The sequence below is a fragment of the Thalassospira alkalitolerans genome (genome assembly GCF_002115745.1).
GTDB classification, from domain to species: domain Bacteria; phylum Pseudomonadota; class Alphaproteobacteria; order Rhodospirillales; family Thalassospiraceae; genus Thalassospira; species Thalassospira alkalitolerans.
This window is the reverse complement of sequence record NZ_JFKB01000011.1, coordinates 94,817-118,750: the sequence shown is the minus strand read 5'-3', so window position 1 is coordinate 118,750 and position 23,934 is coordinate 94,817. Positions and strand designations below refer to the sequence as shown.

General features: G+C 55.1%; 23 protein-coding genes and 1 tRNA gene. 13 read left to right on the top strand and 11 right to left on the bottom strand.

All coding sequences use genetic code 11. The annotated features are described in order from the left end of the window. Nucleotides 1–2 precede the first annotated feature (2 nt). Nucleotides 3–1,385 carry a M16 family metallopeptidase gene (locus TALK_RS16020; protein ID WP_085620152.1) on the top strand — a complete coding sequence of 461 codons (1,383 nt, stop codon included), beginning with the start codon at nucleotides 3–5 and terminating at the stop codon, nucleotides 1,383–1,385. A 42-nt stretch (nucleotides 1,386–1,427) separates the two neighbouring features. On the opposite strand, the gene TALK_RS16015 is transcribed toward TALK_RS16020, so the two are convergent. Further along, nucleotides 1,428–2,045: a GntR family transcriptional regulator gene (locus TALK_RS16015; protein WP_085620151.1), complete on the bottom strand. Its 618-nt coding sequence runs from the start codon at nucleotides 2,043–2,045 to the stop codon at nucleotides 1,428–1,430. 200 nt (nucleotides 2,046–2,245) lie between these two features. On the opposite strand from TALK_RS16015, the gene TALK_RS16010 reads away from it, so the two are divergent. The 6 genes from TALK_RS16010 (at nucleotide 2,246) to mutL (ending at nucleotide 8,931) form a co-directional block, all read left to right on the top strand. Further along, complete coding sequence (locus TALK_RS16010; RefSeq protein ID WP_425444025.1) at nucleotides 2,246–3,694, top strand: M20 family metallopeptidase; 1,449 nt, start codon at nucleotides 2,246–2,248, stop codon at nucleotides 3,692–3,694. A 25-nt stretch (nucleotides 3,695–3,719) separates the two neighbouring features. Continuing rightward, nucleotides 3,720–4,442 (top strand): ABC transporter permease, encoded by a 723-nt coding sequence (locus TALK_RS16005; RefSeq protein WP_085620150.1) that lies wholly within the window; start codon nucleotides 3,720–3,722, stop codon nucleotides 4,440–4,442. Further along, complete coding sequence (locus TALK_RS16000; RefSeq protein WP_339859705.1) at nucleotides 4,439–5,161, top strand: ABC transporter permease; 723 nt, start codon at nucleotides 4,439–4,441, stop codon at nucleotides 5,159–5,161. Before TALK_RS16005 ends, TALK_RS16000 begins: the two co-directional genes overlap by 4 nt. Further along, complete coding sequence (locus TALK_RS15995; protein ID WP_211274834.1) at nucleotides 5,161–5,964, top strand: ABC transporter ATP-binding protein; 804 nt, start codon at nucleotides 5,161–5,163, stop codon at nucleotides 5,962–5,964. The genes TALK_RS16000 and TALK_RS15995 overlap by 1 nt, the downstream gene beginning before the upstream one ends. 54 nt (nucleotides 5,965–6,018) lie before the next feature. Beyond that, nucleotides 6,019–6,861 (top strand): transporter substrate-binding domain-containing protein, encoded by an 843-nt coding sequence (locus tag TALK_RS15990; RefSeq protein ID WP_211274833.1) that lies wholly within the window; start codon nucleotides 6,019–6,021, stop codon nucleotides 6,859–6,861. A gap of 135 nt (nucleotides 6,862–6,996) precedes the next feature. Next, entirely contained in the window at nucleotides 6,997–8,931 is a 1,935-nt protein-coding gene (mutL, locus tag TALK_RS15985; RefSeq protein ID WP_085620149.1) for a DNA mismatch repair endonuclease MutL, read from the top strand. Nucleotides 8,932–8,934: 3 nt separating this feature from the next. On the opposite strand, the gene TALK_RS15980 is transcribed toward mutL, so the two are convergent. The 4 genes from TALK_RS15980 to TALK_RS15965 form a co-directional block, all read right to left on the bottom strand. Further along, complete coding sequence (locus TALK_RS15980) at nucleotides 8,935–10,371, bottom strand: pentapeptide repeat-containing protein (protein WP_169715053.1); 1,437 nt, start codon at nucleotides 10,369–10,371, stop codon at nucleotides 8,935–8,937. A gap of 55 nt (nucleotides 10,372–10,426) precedes the next feature. Beyond that, nucleotides 10,427–11,380 carry an OmpA family protein gene (locus TALK_RS15975; RefSeq protein ID WP_085620147.1) on the bottom strand — a complete coding sequence of 318 codons (954 nt, stop codon included), beginning with the start codon at nucleotides 11,378–11,380 and terminating at the stop codon, nucleotides 10,427–10,429. A 45-nt stretch (nucleotides 11,381–11,425) separates the two neighbouring features. Further along, nucleotides 11,426–12,199, bottom strand: a complete 774-nt coding sequence (locus TALK_RS15970; protein WP_085620146.1) for a motility protein A — start codon at nucleotides 12,197–12,199, stop codon at nucleotides 11,426–11,428. A 377-nt stretch (nucleotides 12,200–12,576) separates the two neighbouring features. Continuing rightward, complete coding sequence (locus tag TALK_RS15965; RefSeq protein ID WP_085620145.1) at nucleotides 12,577–13,428, bottom strand: GNAT family N-acetyltransferase; 852 nt, start codon at nucleotides 13,426–13,428, stop codon at nucleotides 12,577–12,579. A 154-nt stretch (nucleotides 13,429–13,582) separates the two neighbouring features. Here TALK_RS15965 and TALK_RS15960 point away from each other — a divergent pair, with 154 nt between their 5' ends. Beyond that, nucleotides 13,583–14,713 carry a siderophore-interacting protein gene (locus tag TALK_RS15960; protein WP_245829962.1) on the top strand — a complete coding sequence of 377 codons (1,131 nt, stop codon included), beginning with the start codon at nucleotides 13,583–13,585 and terminating at the stop codon, nucleotides 14,711–14,713. Between the two features lie 6 nt (nucleotides 14,714–14,719). Here the strand turns inward: TALK_RS15960 and TALK_RS15955 are convergent, their stop codons facing one another. The 5 genes from TALK_RS15955 to TALK_RS15935 all read right to left on the bottom strand — a co-directional run bounded on the left by TALK_RS15955 (nucleotide 14,720) and on the right by TALK_RS15935 (nucleotide 19,855). After that, entirely contained in the window at nucleotides 14,720–15,619 is a 900-nt protein-coding gene (locus TALK_RS15955) for a hypothetical protein (RefSeq protein ID WP_085620144.1), read from the bottom strand. A gap of 224 nt (nucleotides 15,620–15,843) precedes the next feature. After that, nucleotides 15,844–16,791, bottom strand: coding sequence for a metal ABC transporter permease (locus TALK_RS15950; RefSeq protein WP_085620143.1), 948 nt, complete (start codon nucleotides 16,789–16,791; stop codon nucleotides 15,844–15,846). Then, complete coding sequence (locus TALK_RS15945; protein WP_085620142.1) at nucleotides 16,791–18,011, bottom strand: metal ABC transporter permease; 1,221 nt, start codon at nucleotides 18,009–18,011, stop codon at nucleotides 16,791–16,793. The genes TALK_RS15950 and TALK_RS15945 overlap by 1 nt, the downstream gene beginning before the upstream one ends. Nucleotides 18,012–18,047: 36 nt before the next feature. Further along, nucleotides 18,048–18,848, bottom strand: a complete 801-nt coding sequence (locus TALK_RS15940; RefSeq protein WP_085620141.1) for a metal ABC transporter ATP-binding protein — start codon at nucleotides 18,846–18,848, stop codon at nucleotides 18,048–18,050. A gap of 23 nt (nucleotides 18,849–18,871) precedes the next feature. Then, nucleotides 18,872–19,855: a metal ABC transporter solute-binding protein, Zn/Mn family gene (locus tag TALK_RS15935; RefSeq protein WP_085620140.1), complete on the bottom strand. Its 984-nt coding sequence runs from the start codon at nucleotides 19,853–19,855 to the stop codon at nucleotides 18,872–18,874. 142 nt (nucleotides 19,856–19,997) lie between these two features. Between TALK_RS15935 and mntR the strand changes: the two genes are divergently transcribed. Then, nucleotides 19,998–20,435 (top strand): manganese-binding transcriptional regulator MntR, encoded by a 438-nt coding sequence (gene mntR / locus TALK_RS15930; protein ID WP_085620139.1) that lies wholly within the window; start codon nucleotides 19,998–20,000, stop codon nucleotides 20,433–20,435. A 95-nt stretch (nucleotides 20,436–20,530) separates the two neighbouring features. On the opposite strand, the gene TALK_RS15925 is transcribed toward mntR, so the two are convergent. After that, nucleotides 20,531–20,620: transfer RNA gene (locus tag TALK_RS15925), tRNA-Ser, on the bottom strand. 367 nt (nucleotides 20,621–20,987) lie between these two features. Here TALK_RS15925 and rplU point away from each other — a divergent pair. From rplU to proB, 4 genes are all read left to right on the top strand, one after another. Next, nucleotides 20,988–21,299, top strand: coding sequence for a 50S ribosomal protein L21 (rplU, locus tag TALK_RS15920; protein ID WP_085620138.1), 312 nt, complete (start codon nucleotides 20,988–20,990; stop codon nucleotides 21,297–21,299). A 30-nt stretch (nucleotides 21,300–21,329) separates the two neighbouring features. Further along, nucleotides 21,330–21,590, top strand: coding sequence for a 50S ribosomal protein L27 (rpmA, locus tag TALK_RS15915; RefSeq protein ID WP_085620137.1), 261 nt, complete (start codon nucleotides 21,330–21,332; stop codon nucleotides 21,588–21,590). A gap of 178 nt (nucleotides 21,591–21,768) precedes the next feature. Then, entirely contained in the window at nucleotides 21,769–22,806 is a 1,038-nt protein-coding gene (gene obgE, locus TALK_RS15910; RefSeq protein WP_085620136.1) for a GTPase ObgE, read from the top strand. Continuing rightward, entirely contained in the window at nucleotides 22,803–23,918 is a 1,116-nt protein-coding gene (gene proB, locus TALK_RS15905) for a glutamate 5-kinase (protein WP_085620135.1), read from the top strand. The genes obgE and proB overlap by 4 nt, the downstream gene beginning before the upstream one ends. The last annotated feature ends 16 nt before the right edge of the window (nucleotides 23,919–23,934 follow it).

The following is a 23,934-nucleotide window of genomic DNA, read 5'->3' as shown; positions in this document are numbered from 1 at the left end:
TCATGAGTTATAGTGCAAAAACAATTCCGGTGGTTCGCCCGATGCTTCGTTGCGTGACACAGATGCGCATAACCTTGATGGGGCTGACATCGGCTGCCTTGTTGATGACGGCCTTTGCCGGGCAGGCCCTCGCGGTCGAGGTGCAGGAAGTGGTTTCGGATGGCGGCATTACCGCATGGCTAATCGAAGATCACCTGAACCCGCTTTTGACCATGGACTTTACCTTTAAGGGGGCCGGGGCTGCGACTGATCCGTCGGGCAAAACCGGGCTTGCCAATATGGTGTCTGGCCTGATCGACGAAGGGGCTGGTGCCATGGATAGCCAGACCTTCCGCACCGAAATGGAAGACCGATCGATCAGCATTTCATTTGATGCCGGTCGCGATGATTTTGGCGGGTCGATGGTGACATTGACGCGTGAACGCGACACGGCAATTGATCTTTTGCGGTTGTCATTGTCAGAACCGCGTTTTGATGACGAAGCAGTTGAACGCATTCGTTCGCAGGTTATCGGTGGGCTTAAACGCAGCGAAAATGATCCGGGCGATATTGCCAGCCGGGCGTTCTTCAAATCGATCTTTGGCGATCATGCTTATGCAAATTCGGTTTCAGGAACGATTGAAACGGTCAAATCATTGAATGCCAATGATTTTCGTACATTTGTCCGCAATGCCATGGCGCGCGATAATCTGGTGATCGGGGTTGCCGGTGATATCACCGCTGCGGAACTTGGCCCGTTGCTTGACGAAGCATTTGGAAGTTTGCCCGCAAAAAGCGACCTGCCAACCATCCCCGATGTTACGCCGAAATTTGGCGGGATCGAAGTTATCACACAGGATATCCCGCAAAGTCAGGCGATCTGGGGCCAAAAGGGCATTTCGCGCAAGGCACCTGATTTCTATGCCGCCTATGTCATGAACTACATTCTGGGCGGTGGCGGTTTTTCATCGCGCCTGACCGAGGAAGTGCGCGAAAAACGCGGGCTTGCCTATGGCGTTTATAGTTATCTGGCCGATATGGACAAGGCCGAGATGATGATGGGCGGGGTTGCGACGCGCAATGATGCGGTGGGGCAAAGCCTGTCGATCATTGGCCAGCAATGGCAGAAAATGAAGGACAAGGGCGTTACGCAGCAAGAGCTTGATAACGCCAAGTCCTATTTGACCGGGGCGTTCCCGCTGCGATTTACCAGCCTTGGCAATCTGTCTGGCATGCTGGTGGGGATGCAGATGGAAGATCTGGGCATGGACTTCCTGGACAAGCGTAACAGCCTTGTTGATGCGGTCACCCTTGATCAGGTCAACCGCGTCGCCAAAGAATTGCTGGAACCGGAGCATGTGACGGTAACAGTGGTCGGCAAGCCGGAAGGCGATCTGTCTTTTTGATATGAACGGATAAACGATGGCGGCCCAGCAGTGTTCGGGCCGCTATTTTGTTTGCAGGATATGTTTTCGCATCACATCGGCCAGATCATTTGCACTGCGTCGTGAAACGGCCTCGACCATTTGAAAATGTTCGGCGCTCGATTGTTTGACCCGGGCACGTGTTTGCCATTGGCTCGCCGGGGCGGACGGAATGCGATGACGCAGGTCTTCGATCAGGGTGACCAACTGAAGATTCCCCGAAAGTGAAAGCAGTTCCCGGTGGAAAATCAGATTGGCTTCGTATTGTTCCAATATGCTGCCGGTTTCGGTTTTTTCGTCAAAATCGCGCGCTAGGGCATAAAGGGTATCGCAATGTTTTTCGGTCGCATTGGCAACGATCCGATGGGCCGCCGCGCATTCAATCATCGCGCGCAGATCAAGCAATTCCATGACTTCATCGCCGTCGCCTTCATGGACATAATAGCCACGATTTTGCGCATGCTGGATGATCCGTTTTTGCGACAGACGATCCAGTGCAAGGCGGATCATCGGGCGTGATGCCTGATATTTCCGTTGCAATTCAACCTGTTTCAGCCAGCTTCCCGGTGTAAAGGTACCTGCCTGGATGTCTTTGGCAATGCGTTCGACAAGTTCTGTGCTTGCAGAGTTGTGATCGTCCATTTTTCCCACCTTCGTCTTTCCGTTCTTTTATAGCGCGCCGGTTTAAGAAACCAACAAGCAACGCATGCATGCAAAGTCGGCATTTACACGTATTGCATGTTTTTCATCAAAATTTGGCTTTTGGCCTTTACATTCCAAAAATATGCACCAAAATTGGCGCCAATTTTATAACACGAATTTCTCGATACGGAAAAACAGGAATGGCGCAGATGCAAAACACCGACGAAATCTGGTCGATGGTCGAAGAACACGTGCCCGATTTATGTGCCATGGCCGATACGGTGTGGGAAACGCCTGAGCTGAATTATCGGGAATTTGAAAGTGCATCCTGCCACGCAGCGATGTTGCGCGATAAAGAATTTCGCGTTTCCGAGAATGTTGGAAATATTCCAACTGCGGTGATGGGCGAGGCCGGTGAAGGTGGCCCTGTTATCGCGTTTCTAGGTGAATATGACGCACTTCCGGGGTTAAGTCAGGAAGCAGGCGTTGCCCGCCAACAGCAACGTCCGGGGGAAACCAGCGGGCATGGCTGTGGCCATAACCTGCTTGGTGCGGGCGCCATGCTGGCCGCGATTGGGGTGCGTGATTTCCTGTTACAGACCAAACTGCCCGGACGGGTGCGCTATTACGGCTGCCCGGCCGAAGAAGGCGGATCGTCCAAGGGGTTTTTGGTGCGTTCAGGTGCCTTTGATGATGTCGATATCGCCATTTCATGGCATCCGGCCCCGTTTGCCGGGATCAATAACCCGATCTCGCTGGCGTGTAACGAGCTTGAATTTCATTTCAAGGGTCGTGCCGCCCATGCATCTTCGTCGCCGGAACTGGGACGTAGCGCGCTTGATGCGGTCGAACTGATGAATGTTGGCGCAAACTATATGCGCGAACACATGCCCAGCACCGCGCGCATCCATTATGCCATGATCAATGGCGGCGGAATTGCACCAAATGTGGTTCAGGCCGAGGCCACCGTGCGTTATCTGATCCGGGCCAGAGAACTTGATGAACTTCACGGTTTGGTCGAACGGGTCAAGAAGATTGCCGAAGGTGCGGCCTTGATGACCGAAACATCGGTTTCCTATGACGTGGTCAGTGGGGACGCGAACCTGATCGGCAATACGCCGCTTGAACAGTTAATGTATCGCAAGCTCGAAGCCCTTGGCCCGCCACAGTTTGATGCGGCTGATCGTGCCTTTGCCGAAGAAATTCGCAGCACGCTTTCCGAACAGGATATCCGGGCGGCCTATGCGCGGTTTGGCTTGCCGGTGAAACTTGATGTGCCGTTATGCGATATTATTTTCCCGCCTGAAAACGGGGATGGCCGCCATGTCGGGTCAACCGATGTCGGCACGGTTAGCTGGGTTGTGCCAACCGTTCAGATGCGCGGTGCGACCTATGCCATCGGAACGCCGGGGCATTCATGGCAGCTTGTCGCACAGGGGAAATCCCCGGCGGCACATAAGGGCATGACCCATGCGGCCAAGGTCATGGCGGCAACCGCCAGTGATTTGTTCCGTGATCCGGCATTGATTGATGCGGCAAAGGCCGACTTTGCCAAGCGTCGCGATGGCCGTCCGTTTATCAATCCGATCCCTGATGATGTGATGCCGCCCATCACACAGCCGCCCGTGATCAAAAAGGATATCGGGTAATGGCAAGGGTTGGGGGGAATGGCCGATGACCGGTGCAAGTTTCTTTGACTTGATGAATTTCGGTCCAAACGGCTGGGGCTGGGCGCTGATAACTGCTGCCGGGGTTACGGTTATGGTGGCGTTGGCCGGGTTCAGCCTTGGCGCTGTGATCGGGACCTTTGGCGCCTGGGCCAAGATTTCGGGGCGCGGCCCGATCCGGGTAGCGGCCGAAGTCTACACCACGGTTTTGCGCGGTATTCCTGATCTTTTGGTGATCTTTCTGTTTTATTTTGGCGGCAGTCTGGCCCTGACCGCGGTCTATAAATTTTTTGGCGGCGAAGGGTTCGTCAGTTTTCCGGGCTTTACCGCCGGGGCGCTGGCAATCGGCTTTACATCGGGCGCGCAACATACCGAAGTCTTCCGGGGGGCATACGGCGCGATTTCGCAGGGCGAGATCGAAGCCGCAAAAGCCACCGGTATGTCACGGATGCTGTTGTTTCGCCGGATCATCATGCCGTTGTTGTTGCGATATGCGCTGCCCGGTCTGGGCAATGTCTGGCAGGTGGTGCTTAAAGAGTCTGCCCTTGTGTCGGTCACCGGTCTGGTCGAGCTTGTCCGTCAGGCACAGCTTGGTGCGGGGTCAACACGAGAACCCTTTTCCTTCTTTCTGGCAGCCGCGATCCTGTTCCTTGTGATCACTTTTGTATCGAACCGCGTTTTCCGGTTTTCCGAGGCGTATTTTTCGCGCGGGGTTAGGGGAACGCGATGATCGATTTTGCTTTCATGTATGAGGCCCTCATCCGTCTTGTCGGTGGGGTGCCGCTGACCTTGCAGCTTAGCCTGATTGCCTCGGCCTTTGGTGTGATCTTTGCTGTTACGGCGGCCTTGATGCAGCTTTCCGACAGTCGTGTTTTGCGGGCGATTGCCGATGCCTATGTCTTTGTCATTCGCGGTACGCCGCTTTTGGTGCAGATCTTCCTGATCTATTACGGCATGGGTCAATTTGACTTTATCCGCCACTCATTCTTGTGGGCCTTGCTGCGGGAACCGTATTGGTGTGCGATTTTTGCGTTGATGTTCAATACCGGTGCCTATGGCAGTCAGATCGTGCGGGGGGGCCTGTTATCGGTTCCCAAAGGACAGATCGAAGCTGCCCGAAGCTGTGGCATGCCGACCGTGATGATCTATCGCCGCATCATCCTGCCACTCGCCATTCGTCAGGCCCTTCCGGCTTATGGCAATGAAATCATCCTGCTGACCAAGGCGACCTCGCTGGCATCGATCATCACGATGATGGAAATCACCGGCGTCGCGGCAAAGATGATTGCCGAAACCTATCGTGTTGTCGAAGTCTTCCTTGTTGCCGGGGGGCTTTACCTGCTGATCAATTTTGTACTGTCACGCGGGGTGGCGATGCTTGAACGGCGGCTGATGCGCCATACCCGAACTGATAGTTCAACCCGTTCCGTTCAAAGGAGAGCCGCCTGATGTCTGCATCTGTTTCAGCAATACCCATGGATATCGCCGAGACATCCGCACCGGCGGTGCAAATTGGTGATCTGCACAAGAATTTTGGCGGGCTTGAGGTCCTTAAGGGGCTGACCTTTGACGTGGTCGAGGGACAAGTCGTCTCGATCCTTGGATCGTCGGGATCGGGAAAATCAACCTTGCTTCGCTGCATCAATTTTCTTGAGGCACCAAGCAGCGGCACGATCACCATCGGCGGTGAAACGGTGCGCACCAAGGTCGGTAAAACCGGTGATCTTGTCCCGGCGGATATCGGCCAGTTGAACCGTTTGCGAACCAGCGTCGGCATGGTGTTTCAGAACTTTAATCTGTGGTCGCACAAAACCGTTCTGGAAAACGTGATGGAAGGCCCGGTTTTTGTTCAGGGCCGCCCCGAGGCTGAATGCCGCGAAGAAGCGGGCGAATTTCTTGCCAAGGTTGGCATTTATGACAAATGCGATGCCTATCCGGCACATCTTTCGGGCGGGCAGCAACAACGTGCGGCTATTGCCCGTGTGCTGGCGATGCATCCGGCGGTGATGCTGTTTGACGAACCGACATCGGCACTTGATCCCGAACTGGTCGGTGAAGTGCTCAAGGTGATGCGCGCACTGGCCGATGAAGGCCGGACCATGTTGGTGGTGACCCACGAGATGGGATTTGCCCGCGAAGTCTCGAACCGGGTCATTTTCCTTGAAAAGGGCACGATCGAAGAAGACGGAAGTCCCGAAGACGTTTTCGGGGCATCCAAATCAGAACGATTTAGAAAATTCATCGCGGGATAAACGCGGTGAAAAATAATGGGTGAAACATCCGATTTTCGTATCATGGAGGCAAAGATGAAAATTTTAAAATTCGCAGCGACACTTTGTATGGGCCTTGCCCTTTTCGGGCAGGCAGAAGCCAAAGAATGGAAACATATCACCATCGCCACCGAGGGCGCGTTTCCCCCGTGGAATTCGACCCTGCCAGACGGCTCGCTCACGGGCTATGAAATTGATCTGTACAAGGATCTTTGTGCGCGGATGAACGCCGAATGCACGATGATCTCGCACAGTTGGGAGGGGATCATTCCCGGGCTTCTGGCGGGCAAATTCGATGCGATCATTGCCGGTATGTCGGCCACCGAAAAGCGCGAAAAAGTCATCAGTTTCAGCCAGTCCTATGGCACCACGGGCCAGACCTTTGCTGTTTTGCGCGGTGGCGAGCTTGAAGACATGCCCCATTCCGGCGAGGTCTTCTCGCTTGAGACCGAATTGCCGGGGGCCGAAAAAGCCGTTGCTGATATCAAGGATCTTTTGAAGGGCAAAGTTATCGGCGTTCAGACAGCGTCGATTGCATCGATCTTCCTGGATAAATACCTTGCCGATACCGCAACGATCCGTGAATACAAATCGACTGAACAGCATGACCTTGATCTGCTGGCAGGGCGTGTTGATGTGATCATGGCATCGATGGGTTATCTGTCGACAGCAGCCGCCAAAGAAGGCAACAGCGACATGGTTGTATCGGGTCCGCGTTTCCAGCGCGGGTTCCTCGGCCGCGGAAGTTCGGTTGGTATCCGCAAGGAAGATACCGACTTGCGTGACATGTTTGACAAGGCGATTAGCGAAGCCAAAGCCGATGGCACGATCAAACGCCTGTCAGATAAATGGTTCGGTTTTGACGTGACGCCGAAGTAAGGCAAACGCACCAAATTCAATTTTGGTGCAGATAAAGATACCAAAGCGCGGTGAAAGGGATTTCGCCGCGCTTTGTGCTTTGATAGGTTCATGCCAACCACAAAACATAACTTTTAAAAACGAGCATCCCCGTTTATGACCCTGCGCGTCCTGTCTCAGAACCTGATCAATCAGATTGCCGCCGGTGAGGTGGTCGAACGCCCGGCTGCGGCGTTGAAGGAACTGGTGGAAAATGCGTTGGATGCCGGGGCGACGCGCGTCGATGTTAATCTGCGCGATGGCGGGCGGACATTGTTGTCGATCACCGATGACGGCAAAGGCATGACGCCCGATGAACTCAGCCTGGCGGTTGAACGCCATGCGACATCAAAACTGCCTGATGACGATTTGTTCAACATTGCCTTCATGGGGTTCCGCGGTGAAGCCTTGCCATCGATCGGGTCGGTATCACGCATGCGGTTAACCAGCCGGGTGCGCGGGGCGGAAAATGCCTGGGCGCTTTTGATTGAAGGCGGGACCAAAGGGGAGGTTGAGCCCGCTGCTCATCCGTTTGGCACGCGCGTTGAAGTGCGCGATCTTTTTTATGCGACACCCGCCCGGCTGAAATTCCTGAAAACCGCGCGGACCGAACAGATGTATGCCCGTGAAATCATGGATCGCCTGGCGATGGCGCGTCCCGATGTTGGTTTCACGCTTAGCGGGGATAACAATAAAGCGATCTTGAATTACCCCGCCTGCGAAGGGGATTTGTTTGATGCGCGCCTGAAACGGCTGGGCGCTGTGATGGGGCGTGAATTTCAGGATAACGCATTGCAGATCGAGGCCGAGCGCGAAGGCATCCGCCTGACTGGCTATGCCGGGGTGCCGACCTTAAACCGCGGCAATGCCCAGATGCAGTTCCTGTTCGTCAATGGTCGCCCGGTCAAGGATCGGTTGTTGCAAGGGGCGGTGCGCGGTGCCTATCAGGATTTCCTGGCACGGGATCGCCATCCGTTGCTGGCGCTGTTTTTTGAATTGTCACCGCGTGATGTGGACGTCAACGTCCATCCCGGCAAGACCGAGGTCCGGTTCCGTGATCCGGGTATGGTGCGTGGTTTGATCGTGGGCGCGCTTAAACATGCGCTGGCTGCGGCCGGGCACCGGGCATCAACCACCGTGGCCGATATGGCGCTGGGGGCGGCCCGGCGCGAAGGCGAAGGTCCGTCACTGCCTTATGGCGGGTCGCGTTCGGGATCGGGCGGGGCATCGGGTTATAATTTCGGATCCTATCAGCCCAATCATCCCAGTGCGGGCGATGTTCAACGCGATTACGCCGCACAGGCCCCAACGTCAGGTGGCGGATTGTTTGATCGCGGGCGGGATTTCGCCGGTGGGGTGGTCGACAGCAATGGTGGTTTTGCCGCCGCTGCGGCCCATGCGCTTGCCGGTGGATATGCGAGTGCCGCACCATCCGCGCGCATCGATATGACCGATGAAACAAAGTTTGTCGATCATCCACTGGGGGCGGCACGCGGGCAGGTCCATGCCAATTACATCATTGCCCAGACCCGTGACGGGCTGGTGATTGTTGATCAACACGCGGCCCATGAACGCATTGTCTATGAACGGATGAAGGCTGATCTGGCCGAAAACGGGGTTAAGCGACAGGGATTGCTGTTGCCCGAAGTCGTTGAAATGGACGAAGCATCTGCCGAACGGGTTGCGGACCGCGCCGAAGAATTTGGCGAGCTTGGCCTTGTGATTGAACCATTTGGCCCCGGCGCATTGGTCGTGCGCGAAGTCCCCGCCATGCTGGGCAAGGTCGATGTTGCCGGTCTGGTGCGTGATCTTGCCGATGAAATTGTTGAAATGGGGCAGGGCATGGCCCTTAAGGACCGGTTGATGTACGTCTGCGCGACCATGGCGTGCCATGGCTCCGTCCGGTCAGGGCGCAAGCTTAATGCCGATGAAATGAATGCCCTGTTGCGTCAGATGGAAGCCACCCCGCATTCGGGGCAGTGCAATCACGGCCGCCCGACCTATGTCGAGCTTAAGCTTCATGATATTGAAAAGATGTTCGGGCGGCGCTAGGCGTTAGCCCTTAAGCTTCATATCGCGGGGCAGGCGGGTATTGGCATTGACCCGGGCGCGTTGGATTTGTTCGGCAAACAGGCCGCGCACACCCGATAAATCAGCATCACGGAAATCGGTTTTTGTCAGATTTGATCCGCTAAGATCGCAATTCAAAAGCGTCATGCCTTGGAACGATGCGCCGGATAAATCCGATCCCAAAAATACCGTGCCGCGCAGGATGGCATCGGTAAACCGGGCCCCGGCAAGGCGACTGACGGCAAGATTGGCGTGGTCAAGGTTGCTGCCAATAAAGTCAGCAGCCGTCATGTTACAGCGGCGCAGAACCGCGTTTTTGCAATTGGCATTTCGGAACGAAACATGGGGCAAGCTGCACCGGGTCAAATCGATCCCTTCGAGGTCGGCATCGCGCAAATCCGCATGCTCGATTGCCATCTTGGCCCCCTCCTTGCCGCCGCTATCGACCCAAAGGCGATGGGCCAGAAGCGCTTCCATCAGATCAATCTCGACCAGTTCTTCATCGACGCTGGTATCTGTTGGATTGGGAACCTCGTCCGGGGATGGGGGTTCGACGGTTGCGGGTTCGGGTTCGGTTTCCAATGCTTCGCGTGCGGAAACAGCCGCATCAATATTGGTTTCAAGAACCGATTTGGTTTCAAGTGCCGATTTGTCCTCTACCGCTTTGGACGGTTCAGGTAACAGGTCTTCAGGGTCGAAATTCGACGGTTCTTTTTTGGCAATCGGTTTTCTTGTGGGCATGCGTGGCAAGGATGCGGCGGCGTTTGATTTTCCGGCGATTGTTGTCCTCATGGTGACGGATCGCGACGGACGTGGCGCGCGCACCACTGTGCTATCCTTGTCATCAGGCGATGTTTCCGGGGTGTCAGCCATAAGCCCATCGGATGGTTTATCAGGTTCTGCGGGCGGGATATTTTGTTTTGGGGCGTTGGCTTTTGGGCGGATTTTGCGCGATGGCTCCGAATTTTTATCGCCATCGCGCGCCGGGCCGAAATAGTCGCCTTCAAAGACAAAGCGGCGCGGTGTCTTGATGACAGTTTGAACAATTTTGCGCAGTCGGTTGCTGTCAATCGGCTGGCGAAACACGCCTTCGATACCGGCTTCGACCGCTTCACGCATGGCGCGGCGATCCAGTTTCGGGGCGCCCAGTAATACCGGAACCTGATTGCAGAACGGATCATCATCCGACGCACTGTTGCGCAATTCCCGAATGGTGGAAATTCCGCGCAGACCATCCAGATTGAGACCGATCAGAATTACATCAGGGCGGTATTCGCAGGTCATTTCGACCACGGAATTGCGGTTGTCACTGCTGTGAAAGGCAGCCAGTTCAAGCGGCTCAAGCGCGGCCTTGACCGCAGCTATGTTACGTTCGCTGTAATCGGCATACAGAACAGACAGTTTTCTGGGGGACCGCGTCATTTGGCCAGATTTGCCTTGGGTTGTTAGGGCGGGCATGCCCGGTTAAGGATTGTTTCTAATTGTGACCGGGGATTGAGAAGCTGCGCCGTCGTGCCGGGGCCTTATCCGGTTCGATGCTGCTGCCTTCTGTTTCTGTGTCGGCCGGATCGTCCGTTTTCATTACGTGGCCGGGCAAATTACTGGTCGGTAAACTGTTGCCCGGATTGTCATTTAGGGGACTGTCATTTTGACCTGTGTCTTCCATCATCTCAATGATGATTTCAACGCGGCGGTTTTGCGCGCGACCTTCGGCGGTTGAATTTTCCGTAATCGGGCGGCTGTCACCGTAACCCTGCACGACCATGCGGCGTGGATCGGTACCGTTTTGATCAATCATATGATGCAATACCGATGTCGCCCGCGCAGCAGACAAATCCCAGTTCGAGATATAGGGTGAATTGGACGACACGGGGATGTTGTCTGTATGGCCGGCAACCACCACCTGACCGTCCGTCTGATTGATGACGGGGACAACGCGATTAAGGATTGCGGCAAATTCCGGGGTCATGCCCGATGATCCCGATGGAAAGGCGATTTCGTTGGGGAAGCGGACAATAACGTCGCCTTCCTTGCGCTCGACCCCGATTTGATCGTCCATGCCCATTTTTTTCAGCACCGTGCCAAGGGTTTCTTCAAGGGCCTCGGCTTTTTCGGCTTTGCTGTCGCCTTCCTTGATTTCAACATCAGGGGTTTCGACCGGCGGAATACTGGAAACCACCCGCGGGGTGTCGGGGCTTGGCTGTTTTAGGGCTTTGCCAAGGATCGAACCGTCAAGTTCAACAACACCGGCAAGTTGATCTTCTTTGCTAAAACCAAATGCGGTTTTGACCGAACCTGCGATCTGTTTGTATTTGACGACATCCATTTCGGCAAAGGTCAGCAACAGCACAAAAAGCACAAGCAGTAACGACATGAGATCGGCGAATGTCGCCATCCATGCTGGTGCCCCTGCTGCCGGTTTTTTTGCCATTTATTTTGCCTGTTGCCTTTTGTGTCTTTGCCCAAAGCGGAAAGGTTATTCGCCGCCTTCGCCTTCCGCGTCTACCGGAATGCCACCCGGAAGATATGGTCCAAGGATTTCCTTCATGACCATCGGGCTCTGACTTGACTGAATTTGGACAACAGACTCGACAATCAGCTCTTTGGTGTTTTTAAGCTGTTCGACCTTGAGCGCCAGTTTGTCGGCGATAGGCAGGGCAAACAGGTTGGCCAGAACCGCCCCATAGAACGTGGTCAGCATGGCAATGGCCATGGCCGGGCCAATTGCATCCGGATCAGACAGGTTGGCCAGCATCTGTACCAGACCGACCAGTGTTCCGATCATCCCGAATGCCGGCGCAGTGTCGCCAATCCCCCGAAACATCAGTTCACCCAATTCATCATTCTGGATCGATTTTTCGACCTCGCTTGATATTGAGCTTCGGATCACTTCACCGTTATGACCATCAACACACATGCGAATGCCGCGTGCCATGATGCTGTTTTCGATTTCGGCTGTTTCAAGACCCAGCAAGCCATCCTTGCGCACGATCGTCGACAGCTCGATCGCTTTTTCATAGATCGAAAGCGGGTCTTCCTTTGGGTTCTTGAATGCAATACTGACCCCGATTTTGAGCGACTTGACCACATCGCGCATCGGAAATTTGATCAGGGTTGCCGCAGCCGTCCCGCCAAAAACAACCATGACCGATGGCACATCGACAAAAGCGCCGAGGTTACCACCTATAAGGATGGCGCCAACGATAACGCCCGTACCGGCAATGATCCCGATAAGTGTTGCAATATCCATAATTCTTATTCGTTTTCCGGCGTTATGACATTGTGGCGCGGCGAAAGCCGGTTCGGGATCAGGAAAAGAAGCCTGTTTTGCGGGTTAACGAGCAAGTGTTTTGCAGCGGCAAACATCAAAACGCGGTCCCCTGATACCTGTCATGGTGTTGGTCAAAGTTCTGGTGGCAATCTTTTCTGTTTCTTCTTTTCAAATTGGGGCGACCAAGATGGTTTTTCCATAGCAAACGGCAAAATCGGCCATAAATTGTCCGAAGCAGCCTGTCAGGCTGGATTATCTCAATCGCCCAGATCGTATATCTATATCAATCGTATAGTATGTTATATACGTTTGATGCCATACTTTTGTCGCAGCTTCAATCATTTGCAAGATAACCCTCAGCCCAATTCAAACGTTGTGATTGCATATGTCATATCAAGGTTCACTTCGGGAAACTTGCCGCGATACATGCGTGCTGTTTCAAATTCGGGCACCATTCCCTGTTCTTCAACAAGCGCGCGTGCCGCGGCATTGGGGTCTGCAATGTCAATGTAAACCGGGCTGCTTTGATCTTTGCGGCGGGCCAGAAGGGCCTGAAACAGGGTGCTGGCATCTGTGGGGTTCGCGGCAAAAAGCGGGCCGATTTTATGGCCGGTCTGGCAGGGGCGAATAACACCATAGCCCCGCAACCCCATCGGACCACGAAGCGCCAAAGCGATGTGGTTCGGCGCTGTAATCCAATGGCGCAGGAATTCGATTCGGTTATCCGGAAACAGGTTGCAGGTTTGTTCGAAAGCATCGATGACCGCAATATCATCAATCACCAAGTCAAACAGGTCATCGGCTTTGACGGCTTGCGCATTGACCAGCCCGCCAAAGCGTATATTGCGATGCGCCAGTTCGAACCCTGATTTGCGATAGTTGTCCTGTTGATCGGTGACGCCATCCAGACCAATGGTCTTGGCAGCGGTTTCATCAAGTGCTGTTTGCCAAAGACGAAGCCCAAGTCCGCTGCCCCGGCGATCCGGACGGCAGATATAAAATCCGACAAAGCCGTAATCGGAACTGTACTGCACAGCAGAAATCACCGCCGCCAGACCCTGTTTGTCAAACGCGCCCCAGAAACCAAGCGGATCGGTATTAAAAAAGGTATCCGCATCAGAACGTCCGGGGTTCCAGCCTTCCTTGGCGGCCCATTCGACGGCAATCGGGAATTCATAAGATTTTAGGCGGCGGATTTTATCGGTCATGGTGTTTTTTCGTCTTTGTCGATCATGGGTTTTCGGCCGTTTATCCTGGGGCAACGGCGGGTTCAATCCATGATGCAACATGGGCCGATGAATGCAATGACAATAATTTTATTGAGAATGCATCTCAGTTTTATTATCAAGGGTGAGTGGCAAAATGCCGCAGGTTCCTGTTATCGAAAGTCGCATCATGCCATCAAATCCCAAACATCCACTGATTGCCAAAACCCGCATCCTGCTTGGTGCCTGTGCCGATGCCATGAATGGTGTTGCCGCCTATTACGCGGGACATGATTGCGATGTAACTGTGGGCGTCGCTGGGGGTACAGATGGCGGCACGGACGGGACGCTGATCACCGTGACCGGCTGGCATATTTATATGCGGGTTGATGGAAAGCATCTTGTTCTGGAGGTCGGTGCCAAGTCCGAGGCCGGTGTGGTGCAGGTCAAATCCGCGGTGATTGCTGTTTTGCAAAGCGTGATACCGGAAGCCGATCTTGATTGCCGCTGGCATGGTGCAGGGCAAAGCAATGGCAAACTTCCGAATTTTCGTGAACTCAGCGTCATTGGCGTGACCGACCTTTCGCCGCATATGCGGCGTTTGCGGTTGGCGGGAACCGACCTTGCGGCTTATGGCAGTGATGGTATCCATGTGCGTCTTCTTATTCCGCCGCGCGGCGTCTCAGCGCCCAAATGGCCGACATTGGCGGCGAACGGCATGCCCATCTGGCCCGAGGGCGAAGATGCGGTCGCCCCACGGGTTTATACCATTCGCCGGATCGATGTCGATGCCGGGTGGATTGACATTGATTTTGTCATGCATGGGGATAATGGCCCGGGATCGACCTTTGCCCGGCATGCAATTGTGGGCGACCGTGTTGGCATGACCGGACCATTGGGCGGGGAATTGCCCAATGCTGATTGGTTCTTGTTTACAGGTGATGAAACGGCCTTGCCGGCAATCGGTCGTTATCTGGAAGAACTGCCTGAACATGCTTGCGGCCATGCGGTGATCGAGGTCGGATCACGCGATGATATCATCGCGCTTGCGACAAAAAGCCGGGTTGCGATCAAATGGGTGTGCCGCGATGACGGGGCCGCATCGGATTTGGACCCGATCCGTGATGCGATCAGCCGTATTGAAATTCCGCATCGAACAGCCCGGGTTTATTGCTGGGCCGGGGTTGAACAGGCGATCTATAAACCCATCCATCAGATGTGGCGCAAGGAAACGGGGCTTGACCGCGATCAGTGCCTTGCCATGACATTCTGGCGCAAGACAGCCTGATCCTGATTATTGTACGGATTGATTCTTGCTGTGCAGTTTAGGGGCGAAATGGGCAATGGCTTGATCAAGATCGCCAAGGATTTCGGTTGCCAGCGGATTGTCCTGTGACGTCTGCGAAAGCTCAATCACGGCACGGATGACATCCTGATTGCTGGGGCGTGCCGCAACACTGATGGCTTTGGCGTGATCAAAGACTTGTTTTCGAACAGTCAAAAATGCCGCGATCTCGTCCTTTGCCGGGGGATAGGCGGCCGGGGTGGCCCCCGCCAATGCCCGCTTAAGCGATAAACCGGTCATATGGCTTTTGCTGGCGAACAGGCTGGCGGTGATCATCCGAAATGCCAAGGCATCCTGGGCAAGTTGATCGTGCATTTGCGGATCGGTGACGGCGTTTAGCGCAAACAGGTCGGCTTCGATTTCATCGTCGCGTTCCTTGTCGCCTTTGTCGCCGAAATGGGTCGGGTCACAATGGCGGACTTCGTGACGCATCAACCAGCCAAAGGTCACTTCGGCAGTGCTGGCATAGTTCAGCCGGTTGCCAAACCAGCCGCGCATCAGGTCGGCAAAAATCTCGGTCCCACTGCCCGGCGTGATCTTGGCCGGAATGAAAATCTGGCAGGGGACAGCCTGATTGTTGCCACGGCGTCCGGTAATGGTAAAGGGCGATCGGGGCAGTTTGGCAAACAGCGTGTCTGATCCCTTGATATTCTTAAGGCCAAGGGTACGGTCGATGATGGCCAGAAAGGCATCGCGATCGGCAAAGCTGTGCAGTTTTACCTTTTCAAACTGGTTCAGGGCACGTTCAGTTCCGGCAAGGGTACTGAAATCCTGCGCATGGGCGATTGTGCCGTCCGATATCGCCAAAAGGCCCAGACAGAAACATAAAGCCAGCACATAACGGCGCATGAAATATTTTCCCATGCCCATAATATGAAGGGTCGCAGGCCATCGTGCGAGGCCAATCTGAATTTTTGGTCAAGTCGCGGTGGATTTCCGGGCTGCGGCAATCGTCCGGCGTATCTAGCCAAGGCGACGTGCTGCGCGACGAAGGTCAAGCGATGAGCCCGTCGGTTTGGCTTTTGCTTCGGCAATGGTCGTTCGTATGGGAAATCTTTCTTATGCTTTGGCTTTTATGCCTCGGCACCTTGGCCAATGCGTTTGCGTTGCGGGCCAAACATGCAGGTCAGCAACAGGATCAAACCGGAAATGGTGGCAATCATACCCGCCGCACTGACCGCATAGGGCGACCCGAACCAGCCCGGACCATATCCGGCAAAGACATATCCCAATATGGCTGAAATCACCGCGAAGGCGACGCTCCAACTGATTTGTCGGCTTAACTGATTGGTCATCAACCGTGCGGCGGCAGGTGGGCAGACAAACATTGCAATGACAATGATTGATCCAACCGCGTCAAAGGCGGCAACGGCGGCAATGGCGGTCGCGACCACAAGTGCAAAACCAAGAAGCCGGGTATGGATGCCAATGGCATCGGCAAAGGCAGCATCAAAAGTCGATATTTTAAGTTCTTTCCAGAACAGGGCGATGAATAGCACAATCCCCAAAAGAACCAGTGCAAGACGCGGCAATTGCGGTGGCAGGGTTGCCAGTGCCGCCGGGTCGAGCAAGGATTGCCAGCCATCGGCATCAAACCAGATCAGGCTTTCAAGATTGCCCAAAAGTGCATGCTGAACATCGATATGAACCGAACTGGTATCGGTGATTTCAAGGAACAGGACGCCGACCGCAAACAGGGTGGTAAAGACCAATCCCATGGCGGCTCCCGGTTCAACCCGGCCCAGCCGTTTGATGATTTCAATCAGGATGACGGCAACAATGGCGGCACATCCCGCACCGATCATCATCGGAAAGGCGTCAATGGCACCGGTCACAAGAAAAGCGCCGACAATGCCGGGCAGGACGACATGGCTGATGGCGTCACCAATCAGGGCCTGACGGCGCAGTAACAGGAAGTTCCCCGGAAGCGCGCAGGCAACGGCGGCCAGAATGCCAATAACGATCGGTGTCAGGCTAAGCTGAACAAACTCCGCCCCAAGGGCTGTGATCAGATCATCCATTATGCGGGCGCTCCGTTTTGGTCAAGGATCACACGATCAATTTCGTCAATCTGGTCAGGCGTCATCATGTCTTCAATCGGGGTCAGTCCGTCATAGCGTTCAACCGCGGAATCATCGGAAAGAATGCGCCGTGCCATCGCCCAGCGCGCTTCGTCACGTGCGGCCTTTTGTGATGCAATGCGGCCGCGCAATGTTGCAACACCGTCGCGCCGGATCATGCCCGAATGGCGCAAAATTCGAAGCGTCAGCCCGTCATAGATCGGTTCGCGACGGGCCAAGGCCAGCAATCCCTGTCGGCGATGGACGCGGCGTTGAAACCGCCAATGGCGCATCGCCGATGCAAGCCCGCCGCGTAACGGGGAAAACAGGGCCGAAATCACGAAAAATCCAAAGGCGACCAAAACAATGATCGGCCCGGTCGGAAGCGATGCGGCCGCCGCCGAAAGAGCCGCGCCGACATATCCTGAAAGCCCGCCGATTACGGCGGCAATACCGATCATCAGACCAACCTGGTTGGTCCAGAAACGTGCGGTTACCGATGGAATGATTAAAAGTGCGACAATCAGAATCAACCCGACGATCTTAAGTCCGATGACGGTCACGATCAGGGCCAGCCCCATCATCGCCAGATCGACATAACGAACATTGATACCCGTTGTTGCGGCATATTCCGGGTCAAACGCCACCAAGGTCATCGGACGGCGTAATATAAAGACAAAACCCGCGGCAAGCGCCCCGGCACAGGCAATGGTGGTGGCTTCGCTGATCAGCATCCCCGCGGTGGACCCCAGCAAGAAGCTTTCAAGCCCGGCCTGACGACCCGATGACATGGTTTGAATGATCGTCAGCAACACAATGCCAAGCCCGAAGAACACCGACAGGACCGCCCCGATGGCGGCATCTTCGGTCAGGCGGGTCTGGCGGGTGATCCATTCGACCAGCAAAAGGCCGATGGCCGATGATACCGCCGATCCAATGATCAGGCCGGGCAACCAGCGCCCGTCACCGCCAAAGGCGACCATAAGGATAAAGGCAATGCCAACACCGGGCAGGGTCGCGTGACTGATGGCGTCAGATACCAAGGCGCGTTTGCGCAGGAATATAAACGCCCCGGCACCACCCCCGGCAAGGCCAAGCAACCCGGCGCCAATGGCGACCAGGGCGCTGTTATATCCGGCCTGCAAAAACAGGGCATCTATGAAGTAATCAAGGAAACTCATCTGCTGTATTCCGATGGTTTTGTTTGGTCGGGATGATCAGGCAAGACGCAATTCATCGATATGCGTGGTTGCCAGACGCCCGCCATAGGTTTCCTGCAGATTGGCAGCCGTAAAGGTGGTATCGACCGGGCCTTCGGCAATGCGGCGCACATTAATCAGCAAAACCCGATCAAAATATTCGGCCACCGTCGATAAATCGTGATGCACGCAGACCACGGTGCGACCTTCGGCTTTCAAATCTTTCAGCACGGCGACAATCGCGCGTTCCGTTGCGGCGTCCACCCCGGCAAACGGTTCGTCCAGCAAATAAAACTCGGCATTTTGCGCCAAGGCACGGGCCAGAAAAACACGCTGTTGCTGCCCGCCCGAAAGCTGGCCGATCTGACGGGTAGAAAAATCGGCCATGCCGACACGTTCCAGACATTCCATCGCCTGTTCGCGGTGGCGCGACCGCCAGAACCGAAACAGCCCGACGGATTTGTAAAGCCCCATCAGGACCACATCAATCACGCGGGCAGGGAAATCCCAATCAACACTGGCGCGCTGCGGGACATAGGCAACCCGGTCACGTGCCTCGGCAAAGGGTTTGCCAAAAATACGGACCTCCCCCGACAGGCGTGGCACCACGCCAAGCGTGCCTTTTAAAAAGGTCGATTTCCCGGCCCCGTTCGGGCCGATGATTGCGGTCATCGATCCGGCCGGGATTGAGGCATCAATCGAAAACACCGCCGGTTTATTGCCATAGGAAACCGTCAGGCCGCGCACTGTCAGCGGGGCATCCTTGCCCGCGACATCAACGATCTTTCCGGCTTCGGCAATCAGTTCTGCGTTACTCATCTGGGTTCCTTTGGGCTTGGCGGTTACGAGCCCGCGGCAAGTTTGCCCTGCATGCCGGTGGCCGGGGCATCGCCGCCCAGTGCACGGGTGATCAAGGTGCTGTTATGGTCGATCATACCGATATAGGTCCCTTCATAGGTGCCTGGATCGCCCATGGCATCGGAAAACAGGGTGCCACCGATTTCAACCTTTTGCCCACGTGCTCCGGCACCCTCAATCAGGGCGCGCACATTGCGTTCCGGGACAGAGCTTTCGACAAAGACAGCCGAAATATTGCGGTCGACAATGGTATTTACCAGTTCTTCGACCCGGCGCAAACCGGCTTCGGACTCGGTTGAAATGCCTTGAATGCCCATAACGGTGAAATCAAAGCCACGACCAAAATAACTAAACGCGTCATGGGCTGTCAAAAGCACACGGCTATGTTCCGGGACGGTTTTGGTTACCGACTTCATATAAGTGATCAGTTTTTTGATATCAGCAATATGTGTTTGAGCATTGGCGCGATAGGTGGCTTCCCCTTCGGGGTCGGTGTTAATCAGGGCATCACGCACGGCCAGAACGACGGTTTCCCAAAGTTGCGGGTCCATCCAGACATGCGGGTCGTGGCGACCTTCGTGACCGGCAAAGTTCAAAAGCAGGCTTGGGTCGATGGCCTCGCCAACGGCAACCACGTTTTTGCGTTTTTCAAGATCTAGGAAGAAGTCTTCAAGCTGGGCCTCAAGATAAAGACCATGGCGCAATACCAGATCCGCACGCGTCATGGCGACGATGTCGCTTCTGGTCTGGCGATAGGAATGCGGATCAACACCCGGCCCCATCAGGGCCGTGACCTTTGCCCGGTCGCCTGCAACTTGACGTGCGGCATCGGCAATCATTGATGTCGTCGCCACAACATCAATCGGTTTGGCCTCGGCGGTGCCGATGTTGCTGATCGTAACGGCAAGTATGCTGCCAGCAGCAATCAATGAAAGGCCCAAAATCCGGACGCGGCGAGGTAGCGACATATCAGACGATCCTTTGGTGCAAATTACAATCACTCTGCCAATGCCCCTTGTTTATGTGCGGGCTTTTAAAGTTAGTCAAGGCTAAATTGATTTTTGTAAGCTATGTTGGTAAGAATGTCTGGGGATTTGACAGGAGAATTGAATGGGCGATCGCTCAGTACCGCATGCGCGACCCAACAAGGCCGAGGTTTTCGCCCGGTTGCGCGAGGCGCATGCGCGTGAGGTGACGGAAGACTACGTCGAAATGATCGCTGATTTGATCGAGGAAGAGGGCGAGGCACGCTCCGTCGCACTGGCCGAACGCTTTGGCGTGACGGCTGCAACGGTCAACAACACCATCAAACGCCTTGAACGCGATGGCTTTGTCACGTCACGTCCGTATCGGTCTGTTTTTCTGACGGATGAGGGTCGAGAGCTCGCCGCGAAATGCCGCAAGCGCCACGAGATTGTCTATAATTTCCTGGTGGCGCTAGGTGTTGATCCAACAACTGCCGAATTTGATGCTGAGGGAATTGAGCATCATGTGAGTGAGGAGACGTTGAGGATGTTTGCGGGTTTTGCGGGGGGCAAAAGAGGGTAGACTTTTTTGCCCCGGGGCAATGGAATATGCAACGACAAAAGCCCGCGCAAATGTCGCGAGTTTGATTTTTTGTCGTGAAATTCTGTAAGAAGGTATGGCGGAGAGGGTGGGATTCGAACCCACGGTACTATTGCTAGTACAACGGTTTTCGAGACCGCCCCGTTCGACCACTCCGGCACCTCTCCGCATGTGTGGTCTTGGCGTTCGAGGCGGTGTTTAACGATCCCTGAGCCAGAATGCAAGAGGGAAAACGCATTTTGGGTGAAGTCTTTTGTCTTCGGGCCGGGCGTAAGCTTTCGGGTAGCAAGGGGGTGTTGTCGGCAGAGGTGTCGTTCTGGGAAAGCCCGGTCGAGGTTGTATTAGATGGGGTAACGGGCGGCAGCCATGCGTATTGGCCTCGCAAGAGGGGTGGTAAAGACATGCTTTGCGGTTGACTCTGGCGGTCAAAAAAGGTATTTCACCCGTCTCTCGCAGCGGTTCGGTTTCAGTTAGCAGCGACACCGAAGCGCGCGTGTGCGATTCCAGAATGTTTTTTTTCAGGATCTATTATAGATGTATGCAATCATCAAAACTGGTGGCAAACAGTATAAAGTTGCTGCCAACGACGTTATCAAAGTCGAAAAGATCGCTGCCCAGGCCGGTGATACCGTGAAACTTGAAGAAGTTCTCATGGTTGCTGGCGACGGTGCGCCGAAGGTTGGTGCTCCGTTGGTCGCAGGAGCCTCTGTTACCGCAGAAGTTCTCGAACAGACCAAGGGCGACAAGGTGATCGTTTTCAAAAAAAGACGCCGGCACAATTACCGTCGTAAAAATGGTCATCGCCAGAACCTGACTGTTCTGCGCATCACGGACATCAAGGCCTAATCGGCCAAGATGCAGTTTTAGGAGAGTTTCATGGCTCATAAGAAAGCTGGTGGTAGTTCGCGTAACGGTCGTGACTCCGAAGGTCGCCGTCTCGGCGTGAAAAAATTCGGTGGTCAGGCTGTTGTTGCAGGCAACATTCTTGTTCGTCAGCGTGGCACCAAGTTCCATGCGGGCGACAATGTTGGTCTCGCCAAAGACCACACCCTGTTTGCGACTTCGGGCGGCAGCGTCCAGTTCAAGTCGGGCTTCAAGGGTCGTACCTATGTGTGCGTCGTTCCGGCCGAGGCGTAAGCCTCCCGTCGGCTACGCCATACGTAGCAAAGATTTCGAGGGAGGAATGAGCAATCATTCCTCCCTTGTTTTATGTGTTATATGAAAATTCCCCGTGCCGTCGATGCGAGACGATCTGTTTCGAAAACGCGATCCGGCCGGGCATAATGATTGACGGGCATCGCCCAAAGGACCGGTTATGAAGTTTCTCGACGAAGCAAAAGTTCATGTGCGCAGTGGCCGGGGTGGCGCCGGTGCCGTAAGCTTCCGGCGCGAAAAATTCATCGAATATGGCGGTCCCGATGGTGGTGATGGCGGGCGGGGCGGCGATGTGATCGTCGAGGCGGTCGAAAACCTCAACACCCTGATCGATTTCCGCTATCAGCAGCATTTTAAGGCCGAGATCGGCATGCATGGCATGGGGCGTAACCGCACCGGCCATTCTGGCAAATCAATTATCATGAAGGTTCCGGTCGGCACCCAGATATTGGCCGAAGACCGCGAGACTCTGATTGTTGATATGAAGAAAGCTGGCCAGACTCATCTTTTGTGTCGTGGCGGCGACGGCGGCCGGGGGAATTCCCATTTTAAATCCTCAACCAATCAGGCCCCGCGCCGCGCTGAAGAAGGCTGGCCGAACGAGGAAATGTCGGTCTGGCTGCGTCTGAAGCTGATTGCCGATGCCGGTCTGGTCGGCTTGCCCAATGCCGGCAAGTCGACTTTCCTTGCCGCATCCTCAAGCGCACGTCCGAAAATTGCTGATTACCCGTTCACCACCCTGCATCCGCAGCTTGGCGTGGTTGAGATTGACGACAACGAATTCGTTCTGGCCGATATCCCCGGCCTGATCGAGGGTGCATCCGAGGGCAAGGGCATTGGTACCCGGTTCCTGGGTCATCTTGAACGGTGCGAGGTTCTGTTGCATCTGATCGATTGTGCTGACGAGGACCCGGTCGGGACATATCGCACGGTGCGTGAAGAGCTTGAAAACTATGCCGATATCCTGATCGACAAGCCAGAGGTCGTCGCCCTGTCCAAAGCAGATCAGCTTTTGCCCGAAATGGTCGAGGAACAGCGTGAGATCCTTGAAAAAGGCATCGGCAAGAAAGTCTTTATTGTGTCGGGGGCCACCCAGCAAGGTGTCAAAGACGTTCACCGCGAACTGCGCCGCCATATTGTCGGAGAGCGCGAACGCCGTGCGATGGAAGGCCGCGAGGACGAGGGTTACCAACCGTGAGTCTTGCGGATGCAAAACGCCTGATTATCAAAGTCGGTTCGGCCCTGCTGGTCGATGAAAATACCGGCAAGCTGCGCCGTGCCTGGCTAGAAGCTTTGGCCGATGATATTGCCCTGCTGCGCGAACGCGGGGTCGAGGTCATTGTCGTCTCAAGCGGTGCGATTGCGCTGGGGCGGCGGTTGCTGGGCCTGGATCACCGCACCATCAGTCTGGCCGATAAGCAGGCCGCTGCCGCCACCGGCCAAATCAGCCTGTCACAGGTCTGGCAAGAAGCCCTGGGGCGTAATGGCATGATCATGGCACAGGTTCTGGTGACGCTGGAAGACATGGAAAGCCGCCGTCGTTATCTGAATGCGCGCGGAACGTTAAATGCTTTGCTGGCGCGCGGTGCGGTGCCGCTGATCAATGAAAACGATACCGTCGCGACCGAGGAAATCCGCTTTGGCGATAATGATCGCTTGGGGGCCAAGGTCGCGCATATGATTTCGGCCGATACCTTGGTGCTGCTGTCCGATATTGACGGTCTTTATAGTGCCGATCCGCGCAAGAACCCGGATGCGACCCTGATCCCGACCGTGCGTGAACTAACCCCTGAAATCATGAGCATGGCGGGGGCGGCGCCCACCATGTATAGCTCGGGCGGGATGATAACCAAATTGCTGGCGGCTGAAATCGCCATGAAGGCCGGTTGTCGCATGATAATTGCGCGCGGTACGATCTATCACCCGCTGAAGGCACAGCTTGACGGCGGGCCGCACACCTTGTTCCTGCCAAGCGAAAGCCCGCTGGCAGCACGTCGCCACTGGATCGCAACGTCATTATCGGCCCGGGGCAAGATTTTTGTTGATGCCGGGGCGGCCAAGGCGCTTCGGTCGGGCAAGAACCTTTTGGCAGCCGGTATTGCCAAGGTCGAGGGCAGTTTCAAGCATGGCGATGCTGTTCGGGTGATGGATGCCGACGGCACCGAAATTGCCCGCGGGATCGCATCTTATTCGGCCGAGGAAACCCGCCAGATCATGGGGCAATCGTCGCAGGAAATCGAAACCACACTGGGGTATAGTCGGGGCAATGCGGTTATTCATTGTGATGATCTGGTTATTGACGACGTCTGAAAACCCAAAGACGCAA